22 protein-coding genes, 6 tRNA genes, 1 other RNA gene, 1 pseudogene and 3 other annotated features (1 of these 33 running past the window's edge) are annotated in these 20,142 nt (G+C 30.3%); of the genes and pseudogenes, 24 read left to right on the forward strand and 6 right to left on the reverse strand.

Annotated elements, in window-relative coordinates:
* Positions 1–12: 12 nt before the first annotated feature.
* The 5 genes from EBB51_RS00090 to EBB51_RS00110 all read left to right on the forward strand — a co-directional run bounded on the left by EBB51_RS00090 (position 13) and on the right by EBB51_RS00110 (position 3,704).
* Positions 13–1,404: an FAD-dependent oxidoreductase gene (locus EBB51_RS00090; protein ID WP_123052585.1), complete on the forward strand. Its 1,392-nt coding sequence runs from the start codon at positions 13–15 to the stop codon at positions 1,402–1,404.
* Positions 1,405–1,422: 18 nt separating this feature from the next.
* Positions 1,423–1,788 (forward strand): DUF1667 domain-containing protein, encoded by a 366-nt coding sequence (locus tag EBB51_RS00095; protein WP_123052586.1) that lies wholly within the window; start codon positions 1,423–1,425, stop codon positions 1,786–1,788.
* An 84-nt stretch (positions 1,789–1,872) separates the two neighbouring features.
* Positions 1,873–2,086, forward strand: a binding site (T-box leader).
* 63 nt (positions 2,087–2,149) lie between these two features.
* Entirely contained in the window at positions 2,150–3,430 is a 1,281-nt protein-coding gene (gene serS, locus EBB51_RS00100) for a serine--tRNA ligase (RefSeq protein WP_123052587.1), read from the forward strand.
* Positions 3,431–3,496: 66 nt separating this feature from the next.
* A tRNA-Ser gene (locus tag EBB51_RS00105) sits at positions 3,497–3,587 on the forward strand.
* A 26-nt stretch (positions 3,588–3,613) separates the two neighbouring features.
* Positions 3,614–3,704 (forward strand) — tRNA-Ser (locus EBB51_RS00110).
* Positions 3,705–3,840: 136 nt separating this feature from the next.
* Here the strand turns inward: EBB51_RS00110 and EBB51_RS00115 are convergent.
* Together EBB51_RS00115 and EBB51_RS00120 are read right to left on the reverse strand one after the other, a co-directional pair.
* A tRNA-Arg gene (locus EBB51_RS00115) sits at positions 3,841–3,917 on the reverse strand.
* Between the two features lie 64 nt (positions 3,918–3,981).
* A complete protein-coding gene (locus EBB51_RS00120; protein ID WP_123052588.1) occupies positions 3,982–4,869 on the reverse strand; it encodes a phosphatidylserine decarboxylase in 888 nt (295 codons plus the stop codon).
* 217 nt (positions 4,870–5,086) lie between these two features.
* Between EBB51_RS00120 and EBB51_RS00125 the strand changes: the two genes are divergently transcribed.
* Positions 5,087–5,653 carry a TetR/AcrR family transcriptional regulator gene (locus tag EBB51_RS00125; RefSeq protein WP_123052589.1) on the forward strand — a complete coding sequence of 189 codons (567 nt, stop codon included), beginning with the start codon at positions 5,087–5,089 and terminating at the stop codon, positions 5,651–5,653.
* A 69-nt stretch (positions 5,654–5,722) separates the two neighbouring features.
* A tRNA-Arg gene (locus tag EBB51_RS00130) sits at positions 5,723–5,799 on the forward strand.
* A gap of 122 nt (positions 5,800–5,921) precedes the next feature.
* Here the strand turns inward: EBB51_RS00130 and EBB51_RS00135 are convergent.
* The 3 genes from EBB51_RS00135 to EBB51_RS00145 all read right to left on the reverse strand — a co-directional run bounded on the left by EBB51_RS00135 (position 5,922) and on the right by EBB51_RS00145 (position 7,537).
* Positions 5,922–6,488 carry a hypothetical protein gene (locus EBB51_RS00135; protein ID WP_123052590.1) on the reverse strand — a complete coding sequence of 189 codons (567 nt, stop codon included), beginning with the start codon at positions 6,486–6,488 and terminating at the stop codon, positions 5,922–5,924.
* A gap of 97 nt (positions 6,489–6,585) precedes the next feature.
* Positions 6,586–7,299, reverse strand: coding sequence for a protein kinase family protein (locus EBB51_RS00140; RefSeq protein WP_123054937.1), 714 nt, complete (start codon positions 7,297–7,299; stop codon positions 6,586–6,588).
* Between the two features lie 25 nt (positions 7,300–7,324).
* Complete coding sequence (locus tag EBB51_RS00145) at positions 7,325–7,537, reverse strand: hypothetical protein (protein WP_190285290.1); 213 nt, start codon at positions 7,535–7,537, stop codon at positions 7,325–7,327.
* Positions 7,538–7,831: 294 nt separating this feature from the next.
* On the opposite strand from EBB51_RS00145, the gene EBB51_RS00150 reads away from it, so the two are divergent.
* The 4 genes and pseudogenes from EBB51_RS00150 (at position 7,832) to EBB51_RS00165 (ending at position 11,852) form a co-directional block, all read left to right on the forward strand.
* On the forward strand, positions 7,832–8,821 hold the full coding sequence (locus EBB51_RS00150; RefSeq protein ID WP_123052592.1) for a cell wall-binding repeat-containing protein: 990 nt from the start codon (positions 7,832–7,834) through the stop codon (positions 8,819–8,821).
* Positions 8,822–8,880: 59 nt separating this feature from the next.
* Positions 8,881–9,639 (forward strand): annotated as a pseudogene (locus EBB51_RS00155) (ribonuclease H family protein); the annotation flags it as partial.
* A 60-nt stretch (positions 9,640–9,699) separates the two neighbouring features.
* Positions 9,700–10,137 (forward strand): nucleoside deaminase, encoded by a 438-nt coding sequence (locus tag EBB51_RS00160; RefSeq protein ID WP_123052594.1) that lies wholly within the window; start codon positions 9,700–9,702, stop codon positions 10,135–10,137.
* Between the two features lie 212 nt (positions 10,138–10,349).
* Positions 10,350–11,852 carry a phosphomannomutase/phosphoglucomutase gene (locus tag EBB51_RS00165; RefSeq protein WP_123052595.1) on the forward strand — a complete coding sequence of 501 codons (1,503 nt, stop codon included), beginning with the start codon at positions 10,350–10,352 and terminating at the stop codon, positions 11,850–11,852.
* Between the two features lie 61 nt (positions 11,853–11,913).
* Here EBB51_RS00165 and EBB51_RS00170 read toward each other — a convergent pair whose 3' ends face one another.
* Complete coding sequence (locus EBB51_RS00170; RefSeq protein ID WP_123052596.1) at positions 11,914–12,867, reverse strand: sugar-binding transcriptional regulator; 954 nt, start codon at positions 12,865–12,867, stop codon at positions 11,914–11,916.
* Positions 12,868–13,046: 179 nt separating this feature from the next.
* On the opposite strand from EBB51_RS00170, the gene EBB51_RS00175 reads away from it, so the two are divergent.
* From EBB51_RS00175 to EBB51_RS00230, 13 genes are all read left to right on the forward strand, one after another.
* Positions 13,047–13,138, forward strand: a tRNA-Ser gene (locus EBB51_RS00175).
* Between the two features lie 166 nt (positions 13,139–13,304).
* Positions 13,305–13,394, forward strand: a tRNA-Ser gene (locus tag EBB51_RS00180).
* Between the two features lie 11 nt (positions 13,395–13,405).
* Positions 13,406–13,671, forward strand: an RNA gene (ffs, locus tag EBB51_RS00185) — signal recognition particle sRNA large type.
* Between the two features lie 126 nt (positions 13,672–13,797).
* The gene (gene dnaX / locus EBB51_RS00190; protein WP_123052597.1) at positions 13,798–15,423 is read left to right on the forward strand and encodes a DNA polymerase III subunit gamma/tau; all 1,626 of its coding nucleotides are present in this window, start codon (positions 13,798–13,800) and stop codon (positions 15,421–15,423) included.
* Positions 15,424–15,534: 111 nt separating this feature from the next.
* Positions 15,535–15,876 (forward strand): YbaB/EbfC family nucleoid-associated protein, encoded by a 342-nt coding sequence (locus EBB51_RS00195; RefSeq protein ID WP_123052598.1) that lies wholly within the window; start codon positions 15,535–15,537, stop codon positions 15,874–15,876.
* A 60-nt stretch (positions 15,877–15,936) separates the two neighbouring features.
* Positions 15,937–16,533 (forward strand): recombination mediator RecR, encoded by a 597-nt coding sequence (gene recR / locus EBB51_RS00200; RefSeq protein WP_123052599.1) that lies wholly within the window; start codon positions 15,937–15,939, stop codon positions 16,531–16,533.
* Positions 16,534–16,596: 63 nt separating this feature from the next.
* Entirely contained in the window at positions 16,597–16,875 is a 279-nt protein-coding gene (locus EBB51_RS00205; protein ID WP_123052600.1) for a DUF2508 family protein, read from the forward strand.
* Positions 16,876–16,976: 101 nt separating this feature from the next.
* Positions 16,977–17,237, forward strand: coding sequence for a pro-sigmaK processing inhibitor BofA family protein (locus EBB51_RS00210; protein ID WP_123052601.1), 261 nt, complete (start codon positions 16,977–16,979; stop codon positions 17,235–17,237).
* A gap of 304 nt (positions 17,238–17,541) precedes the next feature.
* Entirely contained in the window at positions 17,542–18,048 is a 507-nt protein-coding gene (locus EBB51_RS00215; protein ID WP_123052602.1) for an NUDIX domain-containing protein, read from the forward strand.
* 82 nt (positions 18,049–18,130) lie between these two features.
* On the forward strand, positions 18,131–18,796 hold the full coding sequence (locus EBB51_RS00220; RefSeq protein ID WP_123052603.1) for a hydrolase: 666 nt from the start codon (positions 18,131–18,133) through the stop codon (positions 18,794–18,796).
* A 128-nt stretch (positions 18,797–18,924) separates the two neighbouring features.
* Entirely contained in the window at positions 18,925–19,077 is a 153-nt protein-coding gene (locus EBB51_RS13560) for a hypothetical protein (RefSeq protein ID WP_190285291.1), read from the forward strand.
* 167 nt (positions 19,078–19,244) lie between these two features.
* A complete protein-coding gene (locus EBB51_RS00225; protein WP_123052604.1) occupies positions 19,245–19,424 on the forward strand; it encodes a hypothetical protein in 180 nt (59 codons plus the stop codon).
* 20 nt (positions 19,425–19,444) lie between these two features.
* Entirely contained in the window at positions 19,445–19,639 is a 195-nt protein-coding gene (locus tag EBB51_RS00230; protein ID WP_123052605.1) for a hypothetical protein, read from the forward strand.
* Between the two features lie 80 nt (positions 19,640–19,719).
* Positions 19,720–19,916 (forward strand) — a binding site (T-box leader).
* A gap of 35 nt (positions 19,917–19,951) precedes the next feature.
* Positions 19,952–20,142, forward strand: a binding site (T-box leader); it runs 7 nt beyond the window's last position.

Genomic DNA, 20,142 nt, shown 5'->3' on the forward strand with positions numbered 1-20,142 from the left:
AGGTTTGTTAATATGGATTATGATGTACTTATATTAGGCGGTGGAGTGATTGGGTGTGCTGCTGCTTATGAACTTTCAAAATATAGTTTAAATATAGCCCTTATTGAAAAAGATTATGATATAGCAGATGATGTTGCATTATTTAATTCAGCTATAATATATGATGGACTAGAATGTCAAAATAACATAATGTCAAAATTGGAGGCCTCAGGTAATAAGCTTGTAAGAAAAATGGCTAAAAAATTTAATGTAAATTTAAAAGATTATAATTATATGATTATTACAGAAGATAAAAAAGATGAAGATAAACTTATAGAAATGTATAATAATGCCCAAAGTATCGGAATAGATAATGTATATTTATTAAGTAGTGATGAGGTTTCTAAAATAGAGCCTGCTTTAGCTGGTAAAGTAAATATGGCACTATACTCCAAGAATACTGCAGTAATAGAGCCCTATGACTTAGCTTTAGCTTATGGAGAAATAGCATTTGATAATGGAGTTAATTTTAAACTTGAAGAAGAAGTTTTAGATATACAAAAAATATCCAAGGGTTTCAGGGTAGTAACTAATAAAAATAAGTTTACGTGTAATATGGTGTTAAATACAACACCGGGTAAAAACTACAGCATAGGTAGTTTAAATAAGACAAATAAAAACAGAAGTAACCAAAGGTACTTCCTACTTAATAATAACTTTAAAAAAACATTTAATGGTATAGTAGCTGCCTTGGAGAAAAACGGCAATCAAGTTTATATAACACCTACAATTGGAGGAAATTCTGGAGTTTATGTAAAGTCAGATGATGATATAAATTATGATGAAGCTTTAAATGAAATTCTTAAGTTTAATAGTTGTATAAAAGGAGAGAATATAAATCAATTTTATGAAATCCCATTTTATAATGATACTTTAATTATAGATGACAGTTTTATTGAAAATGGTTATATAAGTGTAAACGGTAAAAGTTATGCTCAAGTTACGGTTACACCTGCTATAGCAAAAATAGTATGTGAAATTATAGTTAATAATTTCAATTGTGTATTAAAGAAAGATTTTATAGATAAGAGAAGAGAATTTTATAAGTTTAGGGATTTATCCAATGATGACAGAAAAAAGATTATAAAATTAAATAAAAGTTATGGCAAGATAATATGTTACTGTAATAAAATAACTGAAGGTGAAATAATAGATGCAATAAGAAGACCTTTAGGTGCACGTACTTTAGAAGGAGTTAAAAGAAGAACTGGTGTAACATTTGGTGAGTGTATGGGAACTCAATGTCTAAGTAAAATAGTAAAGATTCTAGCAAGGGAAATGAATAAAAATATGACTGATGTTGTTAAGAAATCTAAGGATTCAAAGCTTATAGCTGGACGAATAAAAGAATTTGATGATATGTGATTTAATGGGGGAGTTAAATTGATAAGACAGTGTATTTGTCCTAAATGTAATAAAAGATGTATACTGGACATAGATAAATATGATGGTAAAATAGAAGTATCAGGAAATCTATGTAACCAAGGTATAAAATATGCGAATGTGGAAATGAATAATAATAAAGCTACATTAACTACACTCGTGAGAATAAAAGGAGCTAAATGTAATGTAATACCTGTTAAAAGCAATAAACCTTTAGATAAATCTATGTGGATAGAGTGTTCAAAGGCACTAAGTAGATTGCATGTTGGTGCTCCTATAAAATGCGGCGATATAGTATGCACAAATATATTAAACACAGGAATCGACATAATATGCACTAAAACTGTGAGTAAAGGTGCTCCATAAGTGTATAGTTACGTTTACATGAATGAATTAAAATAATTATTGACATAAATAATTAAAGTATATATAATTAAGTAAAAACTACAAGTTAAACCTAAGATGAGGCTAGTAATGATATTGAAGTTTAAGAGAGTCAGTGGTGATTATTGGTGAAAACTGATACGGATATATTGTGAATCCACCTCGGAGTGACTGCTATAAAAACAGTACGGTAATGCCGTTATAATTTTAAGAGAACCAAAATGAATTTAATTTATTTTGATTAATCAGGGTGGCAACGCGGAAGTCTTTCGTCCCTTTATAGGGATAAAAGGCTTTTTTTATATTAAATGCAAAAATATATATAATTAAGGAGGAATTTAAAGTGTTAGATCTAAAAAGAATTAGAAATAATCCTGAAGAGGTAAAAGTAGCATTACAAAATAGGGGTGAGGAGTTTGACCCTAAGACCATAGATGAAGTTTTATCATTAGATGAAAATAGAAGAAAAATCTTAGTTGAAGTTGAGGCTTTAAAAAATAAGAGGAACCAAGATTCAGCTCAAATACCAAAGTTGAAAAAGGAAGGAAAGAATACTGATGATATAATGGCTGAAATGAAAAAACTTTCCGATACTATAAAAGGTTATGATGTTGATCTTGCAGATATAGATAAAAAAATAGAATACATAATGCTTAGGCTGCCTAATATACCAAATCCAGCAGTTCCAGCAGGTGAATCAGATGCAGATAATGTAGAAATAAGAAAATGGGGAGAGCCTACTAAATTTGACTTTAAAATAAAACCTCATTGGGATTTAGGTACTGACTTAAATATACTTGATTTTGAAAGAGCAAGTAAGGTCGCTGGATCAAGATTTACATTTTATAGAGGGCTGGGAGCAAAGCTTGAAAGAGCTGTTATAACTTATTATTTGGATTTGCATACAGAAAAGCATGGTTATGAAGAATTATTCCCTCCATACATGGTAAATAGGACTAGTATGATAGGAACAGGCCAGCTCCCAAAGTTTGAAGAGGATGCATTTAACGTTTCAAATAATGACTTTTTCTTAATACCTACAGCAGAAGTACCTGTAACTAATTTCTATAGAAATGAAGTACTAGATGGTAATAAGTTACCAATAAAACATGTTGCTTATAGTGCATGCTTTAGATCAGAAGCAGGTTCAGCTGGTAGAGATACAAGAGGTCTTGTAAGACAGCATCAATTTAATAAAGTTGAAATGGTTAAGTTTACTAAACCAGAACAATCTTATGATGAACTTGAAAAGTTAACCCACGATGCAGAAGAAGCACTGCAAATTTTAGGATTACCTTATAGAGTAGTTAGAATATGCAGAGGAGATTTAGGATTTACAGCAGCTTTAAAATATGACATTGAAGTTTGGATGCCAAGTTATAATAGATATGTTGAGATTTCAAGCTGTAGTAATTTTGAAGATTTCCAAGCAAGACGTGCTAATATAAAATACAAAGATAACCCAAAAGATAAGCCAAAATATGTTCATACTTTAAATGGTTCAGGTTTAGCTGTAGGAAGAACAGTTGCTGCACTACTTGAAAACTATCAACAAGCAGACGGCAGCGTAGTAATACCTAAGGCATTAAGACCTTATATGGGTGGAAAAGAAGTAATAAAATAAAATAAGATAAAAAAGGCTGTTGACATGTGCTCTAAGTATGTTATAATAGTACATGTCAGCAAACGTGGAAAGATGGTCGAGTTGGTTTAAGGCACCGGTCTTGAAAACCGGCGTGCGGGTAACCGCACCAAGGGTTCGAATCCCTTTCTTTCCGCCACATATATTTATTAAAAAGTAAGGCATGGAGAAATACTCAAGTGGCTGAAGAGGCGCCCCTGCTAAGGGCGTAGGTCGGGTAACCGGCGCGAGGGTTCAAATCCCTCTTTCTCCGCCAGAAGACACCTAGTTAAAAGGTGTTTTTTATTTTTAATGTTTATTAGTCAGTTCATCCTATTGCTGGATGAAGTGGCTTTTTTAATATAAATTTAGAAAAATAAAAACTGCTGAAACTTAATAGTTTCAACAGTTTGTGGTGCGTCAGAGAGGATTCGAACCCCCGGCACGCTGGTTCGTAGCCAACTGCTCTATCCAACTGAGCTACTAACGCAAGTTAACATTATTATATTAACATAATGCTAATAAAAAATCAAATTACTTTTAATTTATAATCTTTACAATTTCTTGCCTATGTGTTCGCCCATTATAATTTTAGTTTCATAACCTTTTTTAGATTGATTTAATATATCATCATCTATACTTACTGTACCTTGTTTTAAAAATAAGATAGCAGTAGAACCTCCAAATTTAAAGTATCCTTTTTCATCACCTTTTTGAACTGTTTTACCAGGTGTATAAGTTTGAATTATTGATCCAACACAAGTAGCTCCTACTTCGATATACAGTATGTCATCAAAGTTTTGTGAATGAAATAAAGCATATTCACGTTTATTTTTACAAAATAGCTCTGGTATCTTTTTTAGAGCTGCTGGATTTACGGAGTAATAATCTCCACTAATTTTTTTAGTTTGATCACAGATTCCGCTGTCTATAAAATGAAACCTATGGTAATCAGTTGGACATAACCTTAATATCAAACAAGTTCCATTTGAAAATTTAGAAGCTATTTTATCATCTAGTATGAGATCTTGCAGTCTATATGTAAATCCTTTTACTTGAACAATTTTATCCATATCTATGTTTTGATATGCTGTAAGACGTCCATCACCAGGTGACATCAAAGTATCTTTGTTTGTATCTATAGGTCTTGCATTTGAATTTAATTTTCGTGTAAAAAAGTCATTAAATGATTTAAAGTCTTTTATTGAAGCTTTAGATTCAGTTATGTTTATATTAAATGTTTTAATAAAATCATCAATTTTTTTCTTACTAATATGACTGTCACAATAAATGCCATATAATTTTGAAAATATCTTTTTCTTAATAAACATCTCTAAAAACTTCATTCCAATAGGAGAAGAATAAGTCCAATTTAAGTATGTATCTCCTGCAACTTGTTCTATTTCATATTGTTTAGTTTTTCTATTATAGTACTTTATCATATTATTAACCTTTCTATATTAACAAAATTTCCAACTTAAATTATTCACTACTAAATATAAAATGTCAACTTATATTTTGATTTTAAGTGGTTAGCATTATAAATAAAAAATAATAGTTATTAGACTATTGAGTTATTAGAATAAGATAGTATAATGTAATTGAGAAACTGTACTGACTGGTCAATAAATATTGATAAGTGATCGGAGTGAGGTTAAAATGAATAAAACCAAAAAAGCTATATATGAATCAGCTATGAAAGTTTTTTCTAATTGTGGATATAGTGGTGCTACAATGGATATGATAGCATCTGAGGCAGGAGTAGCAAAGGGAACTTTGTATTATTATTTTAAAGGTAAACAAGAAATTTTTAAATATATAATAGATGAAGGAATGAAGATAATAAAAGAAGAGATAGAAGCTATGGCAAAAGAAAAGAAAGATCCTCTATCTAAGCTTAAAGTACTATGTGAAGTTCAATTAGATTTAGTTCATGATAAAAGGGATTTTATTAAAGTTGTATTAAGCCAATTTTGGGGAGAAGAGACCAGACAAATTCAACTGAGAGACGTAGTAAAGATGTATATTACTTATATACAATCTTACATAAAGGATGCTATGGCTGATAAGAAAGTAAAAAATGGAGATTCTCTTGCAATGGCTTATAGTTTATTTGGAACTATGTATGCAGCAGCAACCTATGAACTATTCAATAATAATGAAGAAAATCCAGAAGAGTTTAAAAAGGATCTAACAGATCATTTATTAAATGGTATTCAGGTGTAGTATGGTAAATTTGGGGATTGACTTTTTAAATGATTTATAATAAAATACTAAGGTAGTACAAAAGAATATGCACTCGTAGCTCAGCAGGATAGAGCAGCGGTTTCCTAAACCGCGTGCCGGAGGTTCGAATCCCCTCGGGTGCACCAATTAGAAAGTCAGTAATCCCGATTGATTACCGACTTTAGTTTTTTTTTAATATATAGAAAAGTTTAATTTAGAACAGCTGTGCAGTAATATTTTTAATTACAATATTCTATCTTCTATATTTCTAAAATTTATTAAATATATCTTGTATAAATTTCTCAAAATTTTCTCTCTGAGTATGATTATTATCTTGATATATTTCTTTTGAAGTTACTATACTATTTAATTCATATCCATCTAATGAGTTCATTTTTTGAAATTCATTATTTTCATACAAATATCTTAAAGTTTTACCTATTTTTAAAAGGCTTTCATAATACATGCTATTAGAAAATCCTCTAATCATCGAACTATCCCTATATTTCATCGGAAAAAATAAGGATTTAGCCAGCCATCCCTCATCTGCTATTCCCTTTCTTGTAGTGTTTGTCAATACAAAATTTAGATATTCTGTAAATTCTGTAAATGTTCCCGTACGGGTCTTTATTCCAACAATAGGATACCATAATCCTTTGATTTTTCCACTATTAGTTCCTGATGATCTAAAGTATGATAAAGTTACTTTTTCTATTCCATAAATATATTTAATACTTACATCTATCAATCCAATCATCCTAAAAGGTTCGACAGAGTATAAATTAGCTCTGAAACTTTCAGGGTATATTTTTAATATTTTTATTGAATTTGGCATAATAAATATCTCCTCAATTTAATCCTGCGCTTATCATATGGCAAGACCATATGATATTTAGAACTAAAATTCCTAATCATATGGTCTATTTCAAATATCAATTTGCATTTTTAATTTTTTCAAGCTGTTTCTTTATTTCTTCAATGCTTTTATAATTTTCTTCGATATTCATTAACTTTTTTAAAAAAATTTCTTCTTCTGAATTTAAATCAAGTTCTTCATACCAAGGTTTGTCTTCTGTATCAGTTACTTTATATGACGAATAATATAGATGGATTAAAAAATCACCTATAAACCAATAATCTATATCTTTTACATATCTTTTATTATCGATGATTCTAGCTAGTCCAAAATCAATCAAAGCTATATCTTTGTTTTCTTTCAATATTACATTAGGAAGCCTAATATCACGGTGTACTATACCATTATTATGCAGTACCTCCACTAATTCTAAAAGCTGCTGCCCAATTTTGTAAATCTCGCCTTTAGTAAATTCATATTTATCTATGACTAATAAATCTTCAAATACTTTTCCTTCAATATATTCTAATATATAACCTTCTCTATCTTCATCTTTGAATTTTGATATGAATTTGGGAAAGCTTGGATTATCCAAAGCTTTTAATATCTTTTCCTCATAAAACAATTTTTTTCTAGTATCATCAAGCATATCTTTTTTTAATTGTTTTATCACACATTTTTCATGTTTGTCATTCACTGCTAAATATACAATTCCATATCTGCCTTCACCTATTATTTTTATAATGGAATATCCATTTACCTTTTCTCCAGTTTTATAATATCTATCCACATTACTAATTTCATGGCTGCTCATTTCAAACAATATTATCGACTATATGATTCACTATATGGTCTGCTATATGATCTACTATATGATTCACTGTATGATCTGCTTCTTGAACTACTTCTAGATCTACTTCTAGATCTGCTTCTAGATCTGCTTCTTGAACTACTTCTAGATCTGCTTCTTGAATTACTCCTTGATGCACTGCTAACTTTGTAATAATTATGGCCATGACATGATTCATTAACATAATAACTCATACATAACACCTCTTTTGTATTTTTAAAAATATTATAATTTGTTTTATAGTTATATAATATGTATTACATAAGTATTATGTTACTTATTTAGAAATAAGTTTAAGCATTTATATCATATCAAAAGTAAAAATAACTTATAAAGGATGTGTATAAAATAAGACTTTAAGGAACAAAACATCATTGTATAAAATATTCTTTAGTATGATATAATTACCATACAGGTAATTTCATTACTTACAGTATAATTATTTAAAGATTATATTTAGGAGGAAAATGCATTGTGTAAAAGGACATCAATTTTTATTTGTACGTTATTTATAGCATTTGGAATTTTAACAGGACCTCATGTTATGGCTGATTCTTCTATAAAAACTAAGAGAATATGGGGAAGTGATAGGTACATTACCTGTTCTGAAGTGGTAAAAACAGGATGGGAAAGTTCGGATTATGCAGTAATAGTGAATGGAGAAAATTTTCCAGATGCCTTAAGTGCTTCAAGTTTAGCAAAAAAATTTAATGCACCTATTTTATTAACTCAATCAAATACAATTGACCAAAATGCTTTAGCTCAATTGCAAAGACTTAAAGTAAAAAATGTATTCATAGTTGGAGGGGACTTTGTAGTAAGTAAAAACATTGAAGAACATATTAGAAGCTTAGGGGTAAATATTACAAGATGCAGCGGACTTGATAGAAATGAAACTTCAGCTGCAGTTGCAGAACAAATTGGAACTAATAATGGAATTATAGCAGCTGTAGATAGTGATTTTACAGATGCACTTTCTGCAGCACCGATCGCAGGAAAGTTGAATATGCCTATTATATTGGTGCCTAAAGACAAAATGCCTGATTCAGTTAAGAACTTTATTTCGAATAAGTATATTCCTAAAACTTATGTATTAGGTGACAAAAATATAATTAGTGATAAAGTAGCAAATGAATTTCCAAATGTACAGAGAATAACAGGCAGGGATAGTTATGAAAGAAATATAAATATTATAAATACATTTTCAGATAAATTAGATTTTAGCAGTGCATTTTTAGTTTATTCAGGTGGATTTGCAGATGCTTTAAGTGTGTCAGCTCTAGCAGCTTTGAAGGGAAATCCAGTAATTTTAGTAGGAGATCAGCTTGCAAGTGTAACACAGAATTTTATGAAATCAAAACATTTTACGAATCTAACTATATTAGGTGGTAAGAATTTAATAACTGATACAATTTTAAATGAACTAACTGGTACAAATCAAGATAATAATTATAACACATAATTTAATAAAGAAATAGTTTTTAATTAAAGAACTGACAATCCAGTGTGAGGAGAATGATTATGGGCAAAAAAGTTTATGCTATAAAAGAAGGATTTGACTTTGAAAATAATGAAAAAATAGAAAATAAGATAGTTAGTACGTGGAATGAATGCTTAAAGTATGTAAAGGGAGTAAAGGGTGCTAAGTATAAGAGTTTCTTAAAAGTTGAAGATGCAAATAAGTATTTAAATGAAGGCAGTAAGATGCTGAAAAAGGGAGTAGATGATTATCCTAAAGACTGTCTGCACATTTATGTTGATGGAAGTTACAATATAAGTACAGAAAAATACTCTTATGGTATGGCAGCCGTTAGAGATAATGTAGTTGAATACATTGAAAGTGATGTATCAAAAGATAATTCTAAAAAAAGTATAAGACAAATAGCAGGTGAACTTAAAGCCGCAGTTAGAGCTGTGGAGTATGCCTTGGAAAATAAAGAAAAAAGGGTAGTTATCTTCCATGATTATGAAGGGGTTAGTCATCATGCTACAGGCTTTTGGGAGAGAAGGGGAGAATCTTCAATTGAGTATTATAAAAAGATGAATGAACTTATGAACTCGGGAATTGAAGTTATTTTTGTCAAAGTAGACAGTCATACTGGCGATATATTTAATGAACTTGTTGATGAAAAGTGTAAGGAAAAGGTTTTCTTAAAGTCAGATAAGGTTGTAGAAAAGTGGCTTACTAAGAATACTTTAAGAGTTATAAGTGAAGATATTAAAAATGAAATTTTAAAAATTGCACCAAATTCAAGTGAAAATATAGTTGTAATTGGATCTGAAGTAATTAAAAACATATAGAATCAGGTGGAGTTTTCTTACTAGGCAGGTGTTAAATTTATGGAGGATTTTATGATGAAGGCAATAGATGAAGCAAAAAAGTCAATGGAGCTTTATGAAGTTCCTGTAGGAGCAGTAATAGTCAAAAATGGAGTTATAATAGCTAGGGCACATAATTTAAAGGAAAAATTGAAAGACCCTACAGCTCATGCAGAAATCCTTGCTATAAAAAAAGCATCAGCATTTCTTAATAATTGGAGACTTATGGATTGCAGTATGTATGTGACATTGGAACCATGTCCAATGTGTGCAGGAGCTATACTTCAATCCAGAATAAGCAAATTATATATAGGAACATTTGATCCAGTATGCGGAGCTTGTGGATCTGTTATAAATGTAATTCAAAATAATAATTTAAATCGATGGACTGACATAAAGTGGTGTTATGATGACAGATGCAGTGATATTTTAAAAGACTTTTTTAAGAACAGGAGATAGATACCTCAAAATGCAAGGGTTTTTAAATGTAAAAGTTGTTGACTTATTATACAAAAGGCAATATAATTTTTTTAAACAAAGATTAACATATTGAACAAATGTAAAAATGCACGTTAAACATCGCTGTATATAAAATAGTGATGGAATAAAATTATATTGTTTTTAATAAAACATTGAATATTTAAGTTATACAATCAATTGAGGTGATAAAAATGCTAAATCAATTAAAAGTCTTGCAAAATGGCACTGATATAAGAGGAATTGCAATTGATCATGAAGATAAGAAAGCCAACTTAACTTTTGAATCGGTAAAGTCTATAAGCTGTGGATTTGTAAAATGGCTGGGAGAAAAGATGAATGTAAATTCTAGTGAATTAAAGATAGCTGTTGGTATGGATTCAAGGTTATCAGGACCAAAAATAAAAGATTCTGTTATTCAGGAATTGATTAATTTAGGATGCAGTGTTTATGACTGCAAAATGTGTACAACCCCAGCAATGTTTATGACTACAATTTTAAAAGGCTGTGAATGTGATGGAGCCATAATGATAACTGCAAGTCATTTACCTTACTATTATAATGGAATGAAGTTCTTTACTAAGGAAGGTGGATGCGAGAAAGAAGATATAACAAATATCATATCTAAATCTTCAGTTCAGAAGTACGGTAAACTTCAAAATAAAGGGAAAGTATATAAAATAGACTTTATTTCTGAGTATTCAAATTTACTAGTTAATATGATTCGAAAAGGTGTTTCTTCAAGTCAAAATTATGACAAACCTATGTCAGGTTTTAAAATTGTAGTTGATGCTGGAAATGGTGCAGGGGGTTTCTTTGCACATAAAGTTTTAGAAGTACTTGGAGCAGATATAACTCAAAGTCAATTTATTGAACCTGATGGAAGGTTTCCAAATCACATTCCTAACCCAGAATCTGAAGAAGCTATGGAATCTATAAAAAATGCAGTATTAAAAAGTAATGCTGATCTTGGAATAATATTTGATGCAGATGTAGATAGAGCAGCTATTGTAGATTCAAGCGGCACGGAGATAAATAAAAATACACTTATAGCTTTAATTTCATCTATAATTTTGGAAGAACATCCAGGTACAACGGTAGTTACTGATTCTGTAACCTCAATTGGATTGAGTGAATTTATTTCTGAACTTGGAGGAATACATCATAGGTTTAAAAGAGGCTATAAAAATGTTATAAATGAAGCAAAACGACTTAATGATGAAGGTAAGGAGTGTTACTTAGCAATTGAAACATCGGGACATGCAGCACTAAAACAAAATTACTTTTTAGATGATGGAGCATATTTAGTATCAAAAATACTTATAAAAATGGCAAAGTTAAATTTTGAGGGCAAGAACATACATAGCCTAATAGAAAAGCTAAAAGTTCCTGTTGAAAGTTCAGAGCACAGAATAAATATTAAAAGTGATAGCTTTCAAAAAGTTGGTAAGTCTGTTCTGCAGGAGTTAAAAGGTTATGCTCAAGAGATGGAAGGCTGGAGCATAGTACCTAATAACTATGAAGGAATTAGAGTAAATTGTGACAAATCAAGTGGTAATGGTTGGTTCTTATTAAGAATGTCATTACATGAACCTGTTTTAGTATTTAATGTTGAATCAGATTCAAATGGCGGAACAAAGATTGCTGCAGATAATTTAAAGCCGCTTTTATGTAAATATAAAGAGCTTGATATATAATTTAAAAAGATGTCTCAAAATAATTTATAGCTAATCTATAAGTTATCTTGAGACATTTTTTTTAATACTTTTCATAAATGATTTTCGCATTACTATAGTTAGTTATTAAGACGTTAATTAAATTTCCATTTAATGCTCCGACAATGGCTTCTATTTTCCCTTTCCCATTAGCTATACCAATTACCGTGTTTATTTTCTTTATATTGTCTAAGTTAACTCCTATAATATGATTATTTGGTTTAAATTCTCTGAAGTTACCGTTGATATCATAAAATTGTAAGCATATATCACCAACAGCTCCTTCTTTTTTGAATATTTTTAAATCATTTAATGAAAAATAACCACTGCTCATCATCGTAGAGTTTTCCATTGCAGGTGATCCAATGCCTACAATTGCAATATCAACATGTTTTCCACTCTCGATTATATCTTTTATGCTTTCTTCTTGTAAAAAGTCATTTCTAATAAGGGTATTAGATACAACTGCAGGTGCGTGTAATAACTTAAAGCTTCCCCCAAATGCTCTTGCCAAATCTACTACTATTTGATTAGGGTGAATTTCAATTTGAGTTTGACCAATACCGCCTATAAGAGGAATGAATGTTAATTTTAATTTGGGGTTTGGATTAATATATCTTGCAATATTTCTCATGGTTGTCCCCATAGAAACTCCAATTTTGTTGTCCAACTTTATTATTCTTTCCAAGTAATCAGCACAAGACTTTGCAATATGCTTCTTTTCAATATTATCATCAGCATCATCATCAACTATAATAACTTCCCTAAGACCAAACTTCTTTTCAATATTTCTTTCTAGAACTCCATAGGTGTTCCCTATAGGGCTTACTATTTCAATTTTTACAATTCCAGACCTTCGACCTTCATCTAATAGTCTAGATACAGTAGGTCTTGAAACGCATAATATATTACTGATTTCGTTTTGAGTAAGTGAATCTTCGTAGTATAACTTACAGCATTTTATCATTAAATTTGTTTCTCCAACAATTTTTTTCATAATAAACATTTCCCCTATCTATATTAGTTTTTATAAAAGTCCTAATTTTGCAATTAAGCATGTTGATTATATCATCTCTTTAATTTATGTTCAATTTAATATTGCTTTTTTAACTGAATAAGTATATAATTAACGTTGCAATTTATAATTATGTATATGCTTTAATTTGTTTGGATTTTGGAGAGATGTCCGAGTGGTCGAAGGTGATTGACTCGAAATCAATTGTACAATTAACATTGTACCGGGAGTTCGAATCCCCCTCTCTCCGCCATGTTTTAGGCAATTTATGTACAAGTTAATTTATAATTCAATTATTTTAAAAAAAGAGTTGAATTATATGAAAATTAATAGTATAATAAGGTTTGTCTTGATTACTGAGACAGTATTATACAAAAAAAGTTAATATATTTAGTAATTTAAATTCATGAGTAAACTGTGGAGAGATGTCCGAGTGGTTGAAGGAGCACGCCTGGAAAGCGTGTGTAGGGGAAACTCTACCAGGGGTTCGAATCCCCTTCTCTCCGCCATTTAAAATTTGTCGTGCTAGATGGGGAGTTAGCGGTGCCCTGTAACCTGCAATCCGCTATAGCAGGATTGAATTCCTCGCATAGATTACAAACTGTGAGGTCTGGCCCATAAAAGTGGTGTTGAGAATTGGGTCCCACGCAATAAAAACTCATGAAACCCGTCAGATCCGGAAGGAAGCAGCGGTAAATGATAATTTTTGTGTGCCGTGGATAAACCTAATTTGAGTTAACTATATGGGTAACGCTTATAGTTTGTAAATCGAAGTGAGGTGCACGACTTTATAAATTTAGATACAATGATACCTAGTTCTAGGTATCTTTTTTGTTATATATTAACTTTTATAAATTCATAGGATATAATATAAGAGATAAACTATCTTAATTGAAAAGAGAAGGTGATTTTTTGGCTTATACAGCTTTATATAGAGAGTGGAGGCCTAAAAATTTTGATGAAGTAGTAGGTCAAGAACATATAACTAGAACTCTAAAAAACCAAGTAAAGGATAATAGAATAGCACATGCATATCTTTTTTCAGGTACAAGGGGTACTGGTAAAACTTCTACGGCAAAGATATTAGCTAAAGCTGTAAATTGCACTAATACTAAAGACGGAGAGCCTTGTAATGAGTGTGAAATGTGTAAAAAAATAAATGCAGGTATTTCAATGGATGTTATAGAAATGGATGCAGCTTCTAAAAGAAGACTAGAGGATATAAAGGATGTAATAGAAAATGTAAAGTATCCTCCGCAAGATGGAAAATATAAGGTATATATAATGGATGAGGTACATATGTTAACTCAAGAAGCCGTAAATGCCTTCTTAAAGACTTTGGAGGAACCACCTTCAAATGTTTTATTTATACTTGCAACTACCGATCCACAAAAGCTTCCAGTTACAATTTTATCAAGATGCCAGAGATTTGATTTTAGAAGAATAAAAAATGAAGATATATTTAAAAGGCTTAGAAAAATTACTGATGAAAAAGGCATATTTGCTGATGATAAGAGTTTAAATACGATAGCAAGAATGTGCGATGGAGCTATGAGAGATGCTATTAGTATATTAGATGAAGCTATATCAATGGGCGGTGGAAAAGTTGAGTATGAAAATATAATAAACATGCTTGGACTTGTTACAAATGAAAATTTAATAAATCTCATGGATAATATAATAGAAAAAGATATAGAAAAGTCAATGAAGGTAGTAGATGATATAGTATTAAGTGGTAAAGACATATATGGATTTATAAGAGAGGCTATAACGCACCTTAGAAACTTATTAATGGTTAAGGTTTCACAAAATCCTGAAGAAATGCTGGATATGTCTGAAGAAAATATAAATCTTATAAAAGAACAGGCACCTAAGATAAGAGTTGAAGAAATAATGAGGGACATAAGGATTCTTCAGGAAGCAGAAGAACAATCAAAGTGGACTAAACAAAGCAGAATATTTTTGGAACTTGCAGTTATCAAAATGTGTAGAATAGAATATGATAGTTCAAAGGAAGTAATACTTGCAAGGTTAAACAGACTTGAAGGTTTAATAAAAAATGGAGAAATAAAGGTAGAAAGTAAAGGTGCTGAAAAAGAAAAGGTAAAAAAACCAGAGGTAAAGATAAGTAAAAACAAAAGTGAAAAACAGCAGCAAGACACAAATAATATAGAAGAAAATTTACATTCAAAATTAACTTTAAATGATGTAAAAAAGAGCTGGAAGGATATACTTGAAACTTTTAAAAGCAGAAGGCATATGGTATTATTTGCAGCACTTACTACAGGTGAAGTAGTTAACTGTAAAAATGGCATCATAACTATAAGATACGATAAAAATTATTCATTTAATAAAAAGAGATTGGAGAGATCAGAAAATAAAAAGGCAGTTGAAGATATTTTTTCAGAAATGTTGAAAGAAAGAGTTTCTATTAGGTATGAAGTAGAAGTTGATTCAATTGAAAACACAGAAAAGTCTCAAGAAGAAATGCTTAAGAATACATTTGGTGACAATATGGTTGAAATTATTGATGAATAAAAGTTTTTAATATACTTGTATAATCTATAAGCACGAAAAAAATTATGATATAATTAAGTTTGAATTGATCAAAAGTTTACTAGATTAAGTATTATTGAGGAGGAATAAATTATGGCAAAGGGTGGATTTCCTAATTTCGGCGGAGGAAATATGAACAATTTAATGAAACAAGCACAAAAGTTTCAAAAGCAAATGCAAGAAATGCAGGATGATCTTCAAGATAAAGAATTTACAGCAGAAGTTGGAGGCGGAGCAGTAGCTGCAACTGCAAATGGTAAAAAGAGAATAGTTGACATAAAAATAAAAGAAGAAGTAGTGGATCCCGATGATGTTGAAATGCTTCAAGATTTAATCTTAAGTGCTTGCAATGAAGCGCTTAAAAAGGCAGAAAGTGAAACTGAATCAGAAATGAAGAAATTAACAGGCGGACTTAATATTCCAGGAATGTTTTAGAATATTAAAAAATAACCCTACCTTCTTCAAGAGGTGGGGTTTTAATTGAGGTGAAATAAATTGGATTTTTATCCTGTAGTTATAGAAAAGCTTATAGAAGAGTTTGCAAAACTTCCTGGTATAGGGTATAAGACAGCACAAAGACTCACGCTTTATGTATTGAATCTTCCTCAAGAAGAAGTTAGAGAGTTTGCAGATGCACTTATTAAAGCAAGAGGCACTATAAAATATTGTTCTGTTTGTGGAAATTTTACTGATACTGATCCATGTGCTGTATGCTCTAATCCAAATAGGGACAAAAGTATGATATGTGTTGTGGAGCAGCCTAAGGATATTATAGCAATGGAAAAGGTAAGAGAGTTTAATGGTGTGTATCACGTACTTCACGGCAACATATCACCTATGGCAGGCAGGGGACCTGATGATATAAGACTAAAAGAACTTATAAGAAGGATAAATGGTGAAATAAAGGAAGTTATAGTAGCAACTAACCCAAATGTAGAAGGAGAAGCTACAGCTATGTATATATCAAAGATTTTAAAACCTTTAGGTGTAAAAGTTACAAGGATAGCCCATGGAATACCTGTTGGTGGAGATTTGGAGTATGCAGATGAAGTAACTTTGGCCAAGGCACTTGAAGGACGAACAGAAATATAAAGTGTATAAACTTACTACTTTATGTCAATTATCTTAAATATTAAGTAAAGTAGGAGGTTTTTTATGGATAAAGGTGTAATAGCTCAATATATAATTAAAAAGTCTAAGTCTCAAAAAGATAAAAGAGAAATGCATCTAATAGAGGATATAGAAGAAGCACGAGAAGAACTTAAAAATTTAAGACAATACTTTGATACGGTTAAGGATCCTAGATTAGTAGATTATGCTATATACATGGAGGAAGCAGCTAAGGCAAAGTATGACTACTTACTGAATAAGGCGAAGAAAAATAAATTAAGAACTACTAACAGCAGTGTGGTTAGAAAATTAAATGTTGGTTAAAAGATGGAGGTCACTCTATCTTTTTATTTTTGTTAATAATTTTATGGTAGAATAATATATATTAATAATAAATAAATGACTATATTATAGGGAGGAGTATTATGGGAGTAGAATATATGGGGTATTTTTTAATTGCTGTCGTTGGACTTTATATATTAGTTAAAGTATTTGCGTGGCCTTTAAAGATACTTTTTAAGCTAATCATAAATGGTGTACTTGGTACTATACTTCTTGTTTTAGTAAACCTTGTGGGTCATTATTTTAATTTTTATATAGGAATTAATGCGGCAACAGCACTTATTGCTGGATTTTTCGGTATACCAGGTGTTATATTTTTAATTGTATTCAAATTGTTTTTATAGTATTTTAAGTAAGTTATTAACAGAATGTGTATAAATTCTGTTGATATGTGAATAACTTTTATAAAACTGAGGATAATAAATAAATTACTTATAAATTTTGCTGCTGTGAATTTTATTACATAGATATTATTTTAAGTTTATAATATAATTAATCTATAAGTTAAATACTGTAATATGGTGCATTTGATAACTTTGCTAGCATAAGTTTATTAAAGTAAATTTTGTGCTTACAATTAAGAGTATTTGCAGTATACTGATGTATTTTAAGGGGGTGAAACTACTCGAGTTATTTGAGTAGTAAATTATGAAATTTAATTATTGTCCAATTTGCGGAAATAAGCTGGAGATTAAATATAGTTGGGATGAAGGTGGAGTTCCATATTGTCCCATAGACAATATTATGTATTTTAATACCCCAAAACCTTGTATTATGGTAGCAATATTAAATGAAGATAAGATACTGTTACTTAAACAAAGCTACATATTTAAAAATTCAAAAGTACTGTTATCTGGATATGTTACGAGTGGAGAAACGATAGAACAGACTGTTCATAGAGAAGTATTTGAGGAAGCTGGAATAAAGATAAAAGACTTGGAGTACCTTGGCAGTGAATATTTAAGTCCAAAAGATATAGTTATGATTACTTTTATGGCATACTATGACGGTGGTAAAATAAAAAAATCTCCAGAAGTAGAGGAACTTAATTGGGAATGCATGGATAATGCTATAAATGAAATGAGTGAAGACGAAATAGGAAAGAAAATAGTTAGAAAAGTACTTGAAAAAATACGGCATAATGAAAAGATTTAATTAAATATATTTGAGTTTACTAAAAATTTTGTGCTAAAATAAGGTAATGTTAAGTTACAATAATTACAAGGAGGACATGAAAATGGCTAAGTATGTACCAGAAGTTAAAGGCATATTGAGAAAGCATGTAGTAGAAGTCCCTCAAGTAATAAGAGAATCAAGTGGTATAAGTATATTTGGCAAAAGATTAAAATCATTTTTATTTAGTACTGATGTTGCTATCATTAAAAATACTAATGCAGATGCAGTAATTGCCGTATATCCATTTACTCCGCAGCCTATAATAACAGAAGCTATTTTGTTATCAGCAGATATTCCTGTACTTTGTGGGGTAGGTGGAGCTATTAGCCCTGGAAGAAGAGTAGTTAATTTAGCTCATGATGCAGAGTTTAAAGGAGCTTTGGGAGTTGTTTTGAATAGTCCAGTTTCAAATGAAGTTATAACAAAGATAAAAAATACTATTGATATACCCGTAGTTGTATCTGTAGTGTCAAAAGACGAAGATATAGAAGCAAGGGTGAAAGCGGGAACAGCTATTTTTAACGTTTCTGGTGCGGAGAAGACAGTTGATATTGTGAAGAAAATAAGAAGCAAATTTTCTGAAATTCCTATAATAGCAACTGGAGGACCTAATGATGACAGCATACTTAAAACTATAAGAGCAGGGGCTAATGCGATTACTTATACACCGCCAACAACAGGAGAAATACTATCTAAAATAATGACGTATTACAGACATGAATCTTAGTACATAGTTGTACTATAACCTCTACTGAAATATAATCAAGTAGAGGTTATTTTATTTACATTTATTAATTAGTTAACAAGCTGTATGTGAGCTGCTTTAAATGCAGAAATATAAAATGGAGGAATAGTATGTCTATTAATAATAATTGCAAAGGTTGTCCTGAATTTAATAAAGGTTGTGATGGTAAAGACAAAGGATGTATGTGCAGAATATGTCCTAGAAAACTTGGCAAATGTTTAATTACAAGATATTGTAGAGAAACAGAATCAGTTTTAAACTAGCGGAGCGGGACTGTCTCATTTGAGACAGTCCTATTAATTTGAACAAAAAACTTTTTAAGGTTAATTAGAATTATATAGATTATTAAGGTAATAATATTATTATAAATTTAGTGAAAAAAGTTTTAAAGTATCGGTAATTAACAGAACCTTATGAGAGGGTGATGCTTATGTTATCATTTCAAAATAAAATGTTGGTAGCACAAAATTGTCATGAATACAAGGCATACATAGTTTTTACAAATATGAGTGCATTGTCTCCGAATTGTGATTACTGCGTAAATTACGAAAATGAAAGCTGCACTAAAAATTTATTTGAAAAAATTGACCAAATAATTAAAGTAAATTAATTTATAAAGGAGGAATTAGCATGAGTAATATTGAACAAATGATGCAAGTAGCCAAAAACTGTCCAGGGTATAATCCTGTAAATGATAAATTAGAGGCTGTTTGTAATTTACCTTCACAAAAAAGCTGCACAAATTGTAAAAATTATGACTATGGTAAATGTGTAAAGGATCTTTTTGATGATGTACTTACAAGCTTGCCAGATTGGACTAGGTAATAAAAACTTTTAAAAAGTTTAAAAATATATATTGACAAACTTAAAATTGAAATATATAATGATAAATAATCTTATATAATTAATATCCAGTGAAGAGAATAGTAACTAAAATTGAGTTTAAGAGAGTCAGTGAGTGGTGAGAACTGATAATGAAGTTTTAGCGAATCCATCTTGGAGGATTATTACGATGAGTAATACGGTACAGCCGTTATGTAAATTGAGAGGATCAATTTTTATTGATCAATGAGGGTGGCAGCGCGAACCAATCGTCCCTATACGGGGTGATTGGTTTTATTTTTATATAAAAATAAATATTTTTCTATGAAGAGAATAGTAACTAAAATTGAGTTTAAGAGAGTCAGCGGCTGGTGAGAACTGATAATGAAGTTTTAGTGAATCCGCCTTGGAGAATTATTACGATGAGTAATACGGTACAGCCGTTATATAAATTAAGAGGATCAATTTTATTGGTCAATAAGGGTGGCAAGCGCGAACTAATTCGT

Origin of the sequence: Clostridium sp. JN-1, assembly GCF_003718715.1 — a bacterium.
Classification (GTDB): Bacteria; Bacillota; Clostridia; order Clostridiales; family Clostridiaceae; genus Clostridium_AV.

Excerpts from the sequence above, each read along its gene's own strand:
- EBB51_RS00230 (WP_123052605.1), top strand. The coding sequence starts at position 19,445 with ATGAGTAATATTGAACAAATGATGCAAGTAGCCAAAAACTGTCCAGGG.
- EBB51_RS00135 (WP_123052590.1), bottom strand. The coding sequence starts at position 6,488 with ATGCCAAATTCAATAAAAATATTAAAAATATACCCTGAAAGTTTCAGA.
- EBB51_RS00125 (WP_123052589.1), top strand. The coding sequence starts at position 5,087 with ATGAATAAAACCAAAAAAGCTATATATGAATCAGCTATGAAAGTTTTT.
- EBB51_RS00205 (WP_123052600.1), top strand. The coding sequence starts at position 16,597 with ATGGATAAAGGTGTAATAGCTCAATATATAATTAAAAAGTCTAAGTCT.
- EBB51_RS00210 (WP_123052601.1), top strand. The coding sequence starts at position 16,977 with ATGGGAGTAGAATATATGGGGTATTTTTTAATTGCTGTCGTTGGACTT.
- EBB51_RS00220 (WP_123052603.1), top strand. The coding sequence starts at position 18,131 with ATGGCTAAGTATGTACCAGAAGTTAAAGGCATATTGAGAAAGCATGTA.
- EBB51_RS00090 (WP_123052585.1), top strand. The coding sequence starts at position 13 with ATGGATTATGATGTACTTATATTAGGCGGTGGAGTGATTGGGTGTGCT.
- EBB51_RS00160 (WP_123052594.1), top strand. The coding sequence starts at position 9,700 with ATGGAGGATTTTATGATGAAGGCAATAGATGAAGCAAAAAAGTCAATG.
- EBB51_RS00165 (WP_123052595.1), top strand. The coding sequence starts at position 10,350 with ATGCTAAATCAATTAAAAGTCTTGCAAAATGGCACTGATATAAGAGGA.
- EBB51_RS00145 (WP_190285290.1), bottom strand. The coding sequence starts at position 7,537 with ATGAATCATGTCATGGCCATAATTATTACAAAGTTAGCAGTGCATCAA.
- EBB51_RS00195 (WP_123052598.1), top strand. The coding sequence starts at position 15,535 with ATGGCAAAGGGTGGATTTCCTAATTTCGGCGGAGGAAATATGAACAAT.
- EBB51_RS00215 (WP_123052602.1), top strand. The coding sequence starts at position 17,542 with ATGAAATTTAATTATTGTCCAATTTGCGGAAATAAGCTGGAGATTAAA.
- EBB51_RS00170 (WP_123052596.1), bottom strand. The coding sequence starts at position 12,867 with ATGAAAAAAATTGTTGGAGAAACAAATTTAATGATAAAATGCTGTAAG.
- EBB51_RS00120 (WP_123052588.1), bottom strand. The coding sequence starts at position 4,869 with ATGATAAAGTACTATAATAGAAAAACTAAACAATATGAAATAGAACAA.
- EBB51_RS13560 (WP_190285291.1), top strand. The coding sequence starts at position 18,925 with ATGTCTATTAATAATAATTGCAAAGGTTGTCCTGAATTTAATAAAGGT.
- EBB51_RS00225 (WP_123052604.1), top strand. The coding sequence starts at position 19,245 with ATGTTATCATTTCAAAATAAAATGTTGGTAGCACAAAATTGTCATGAA.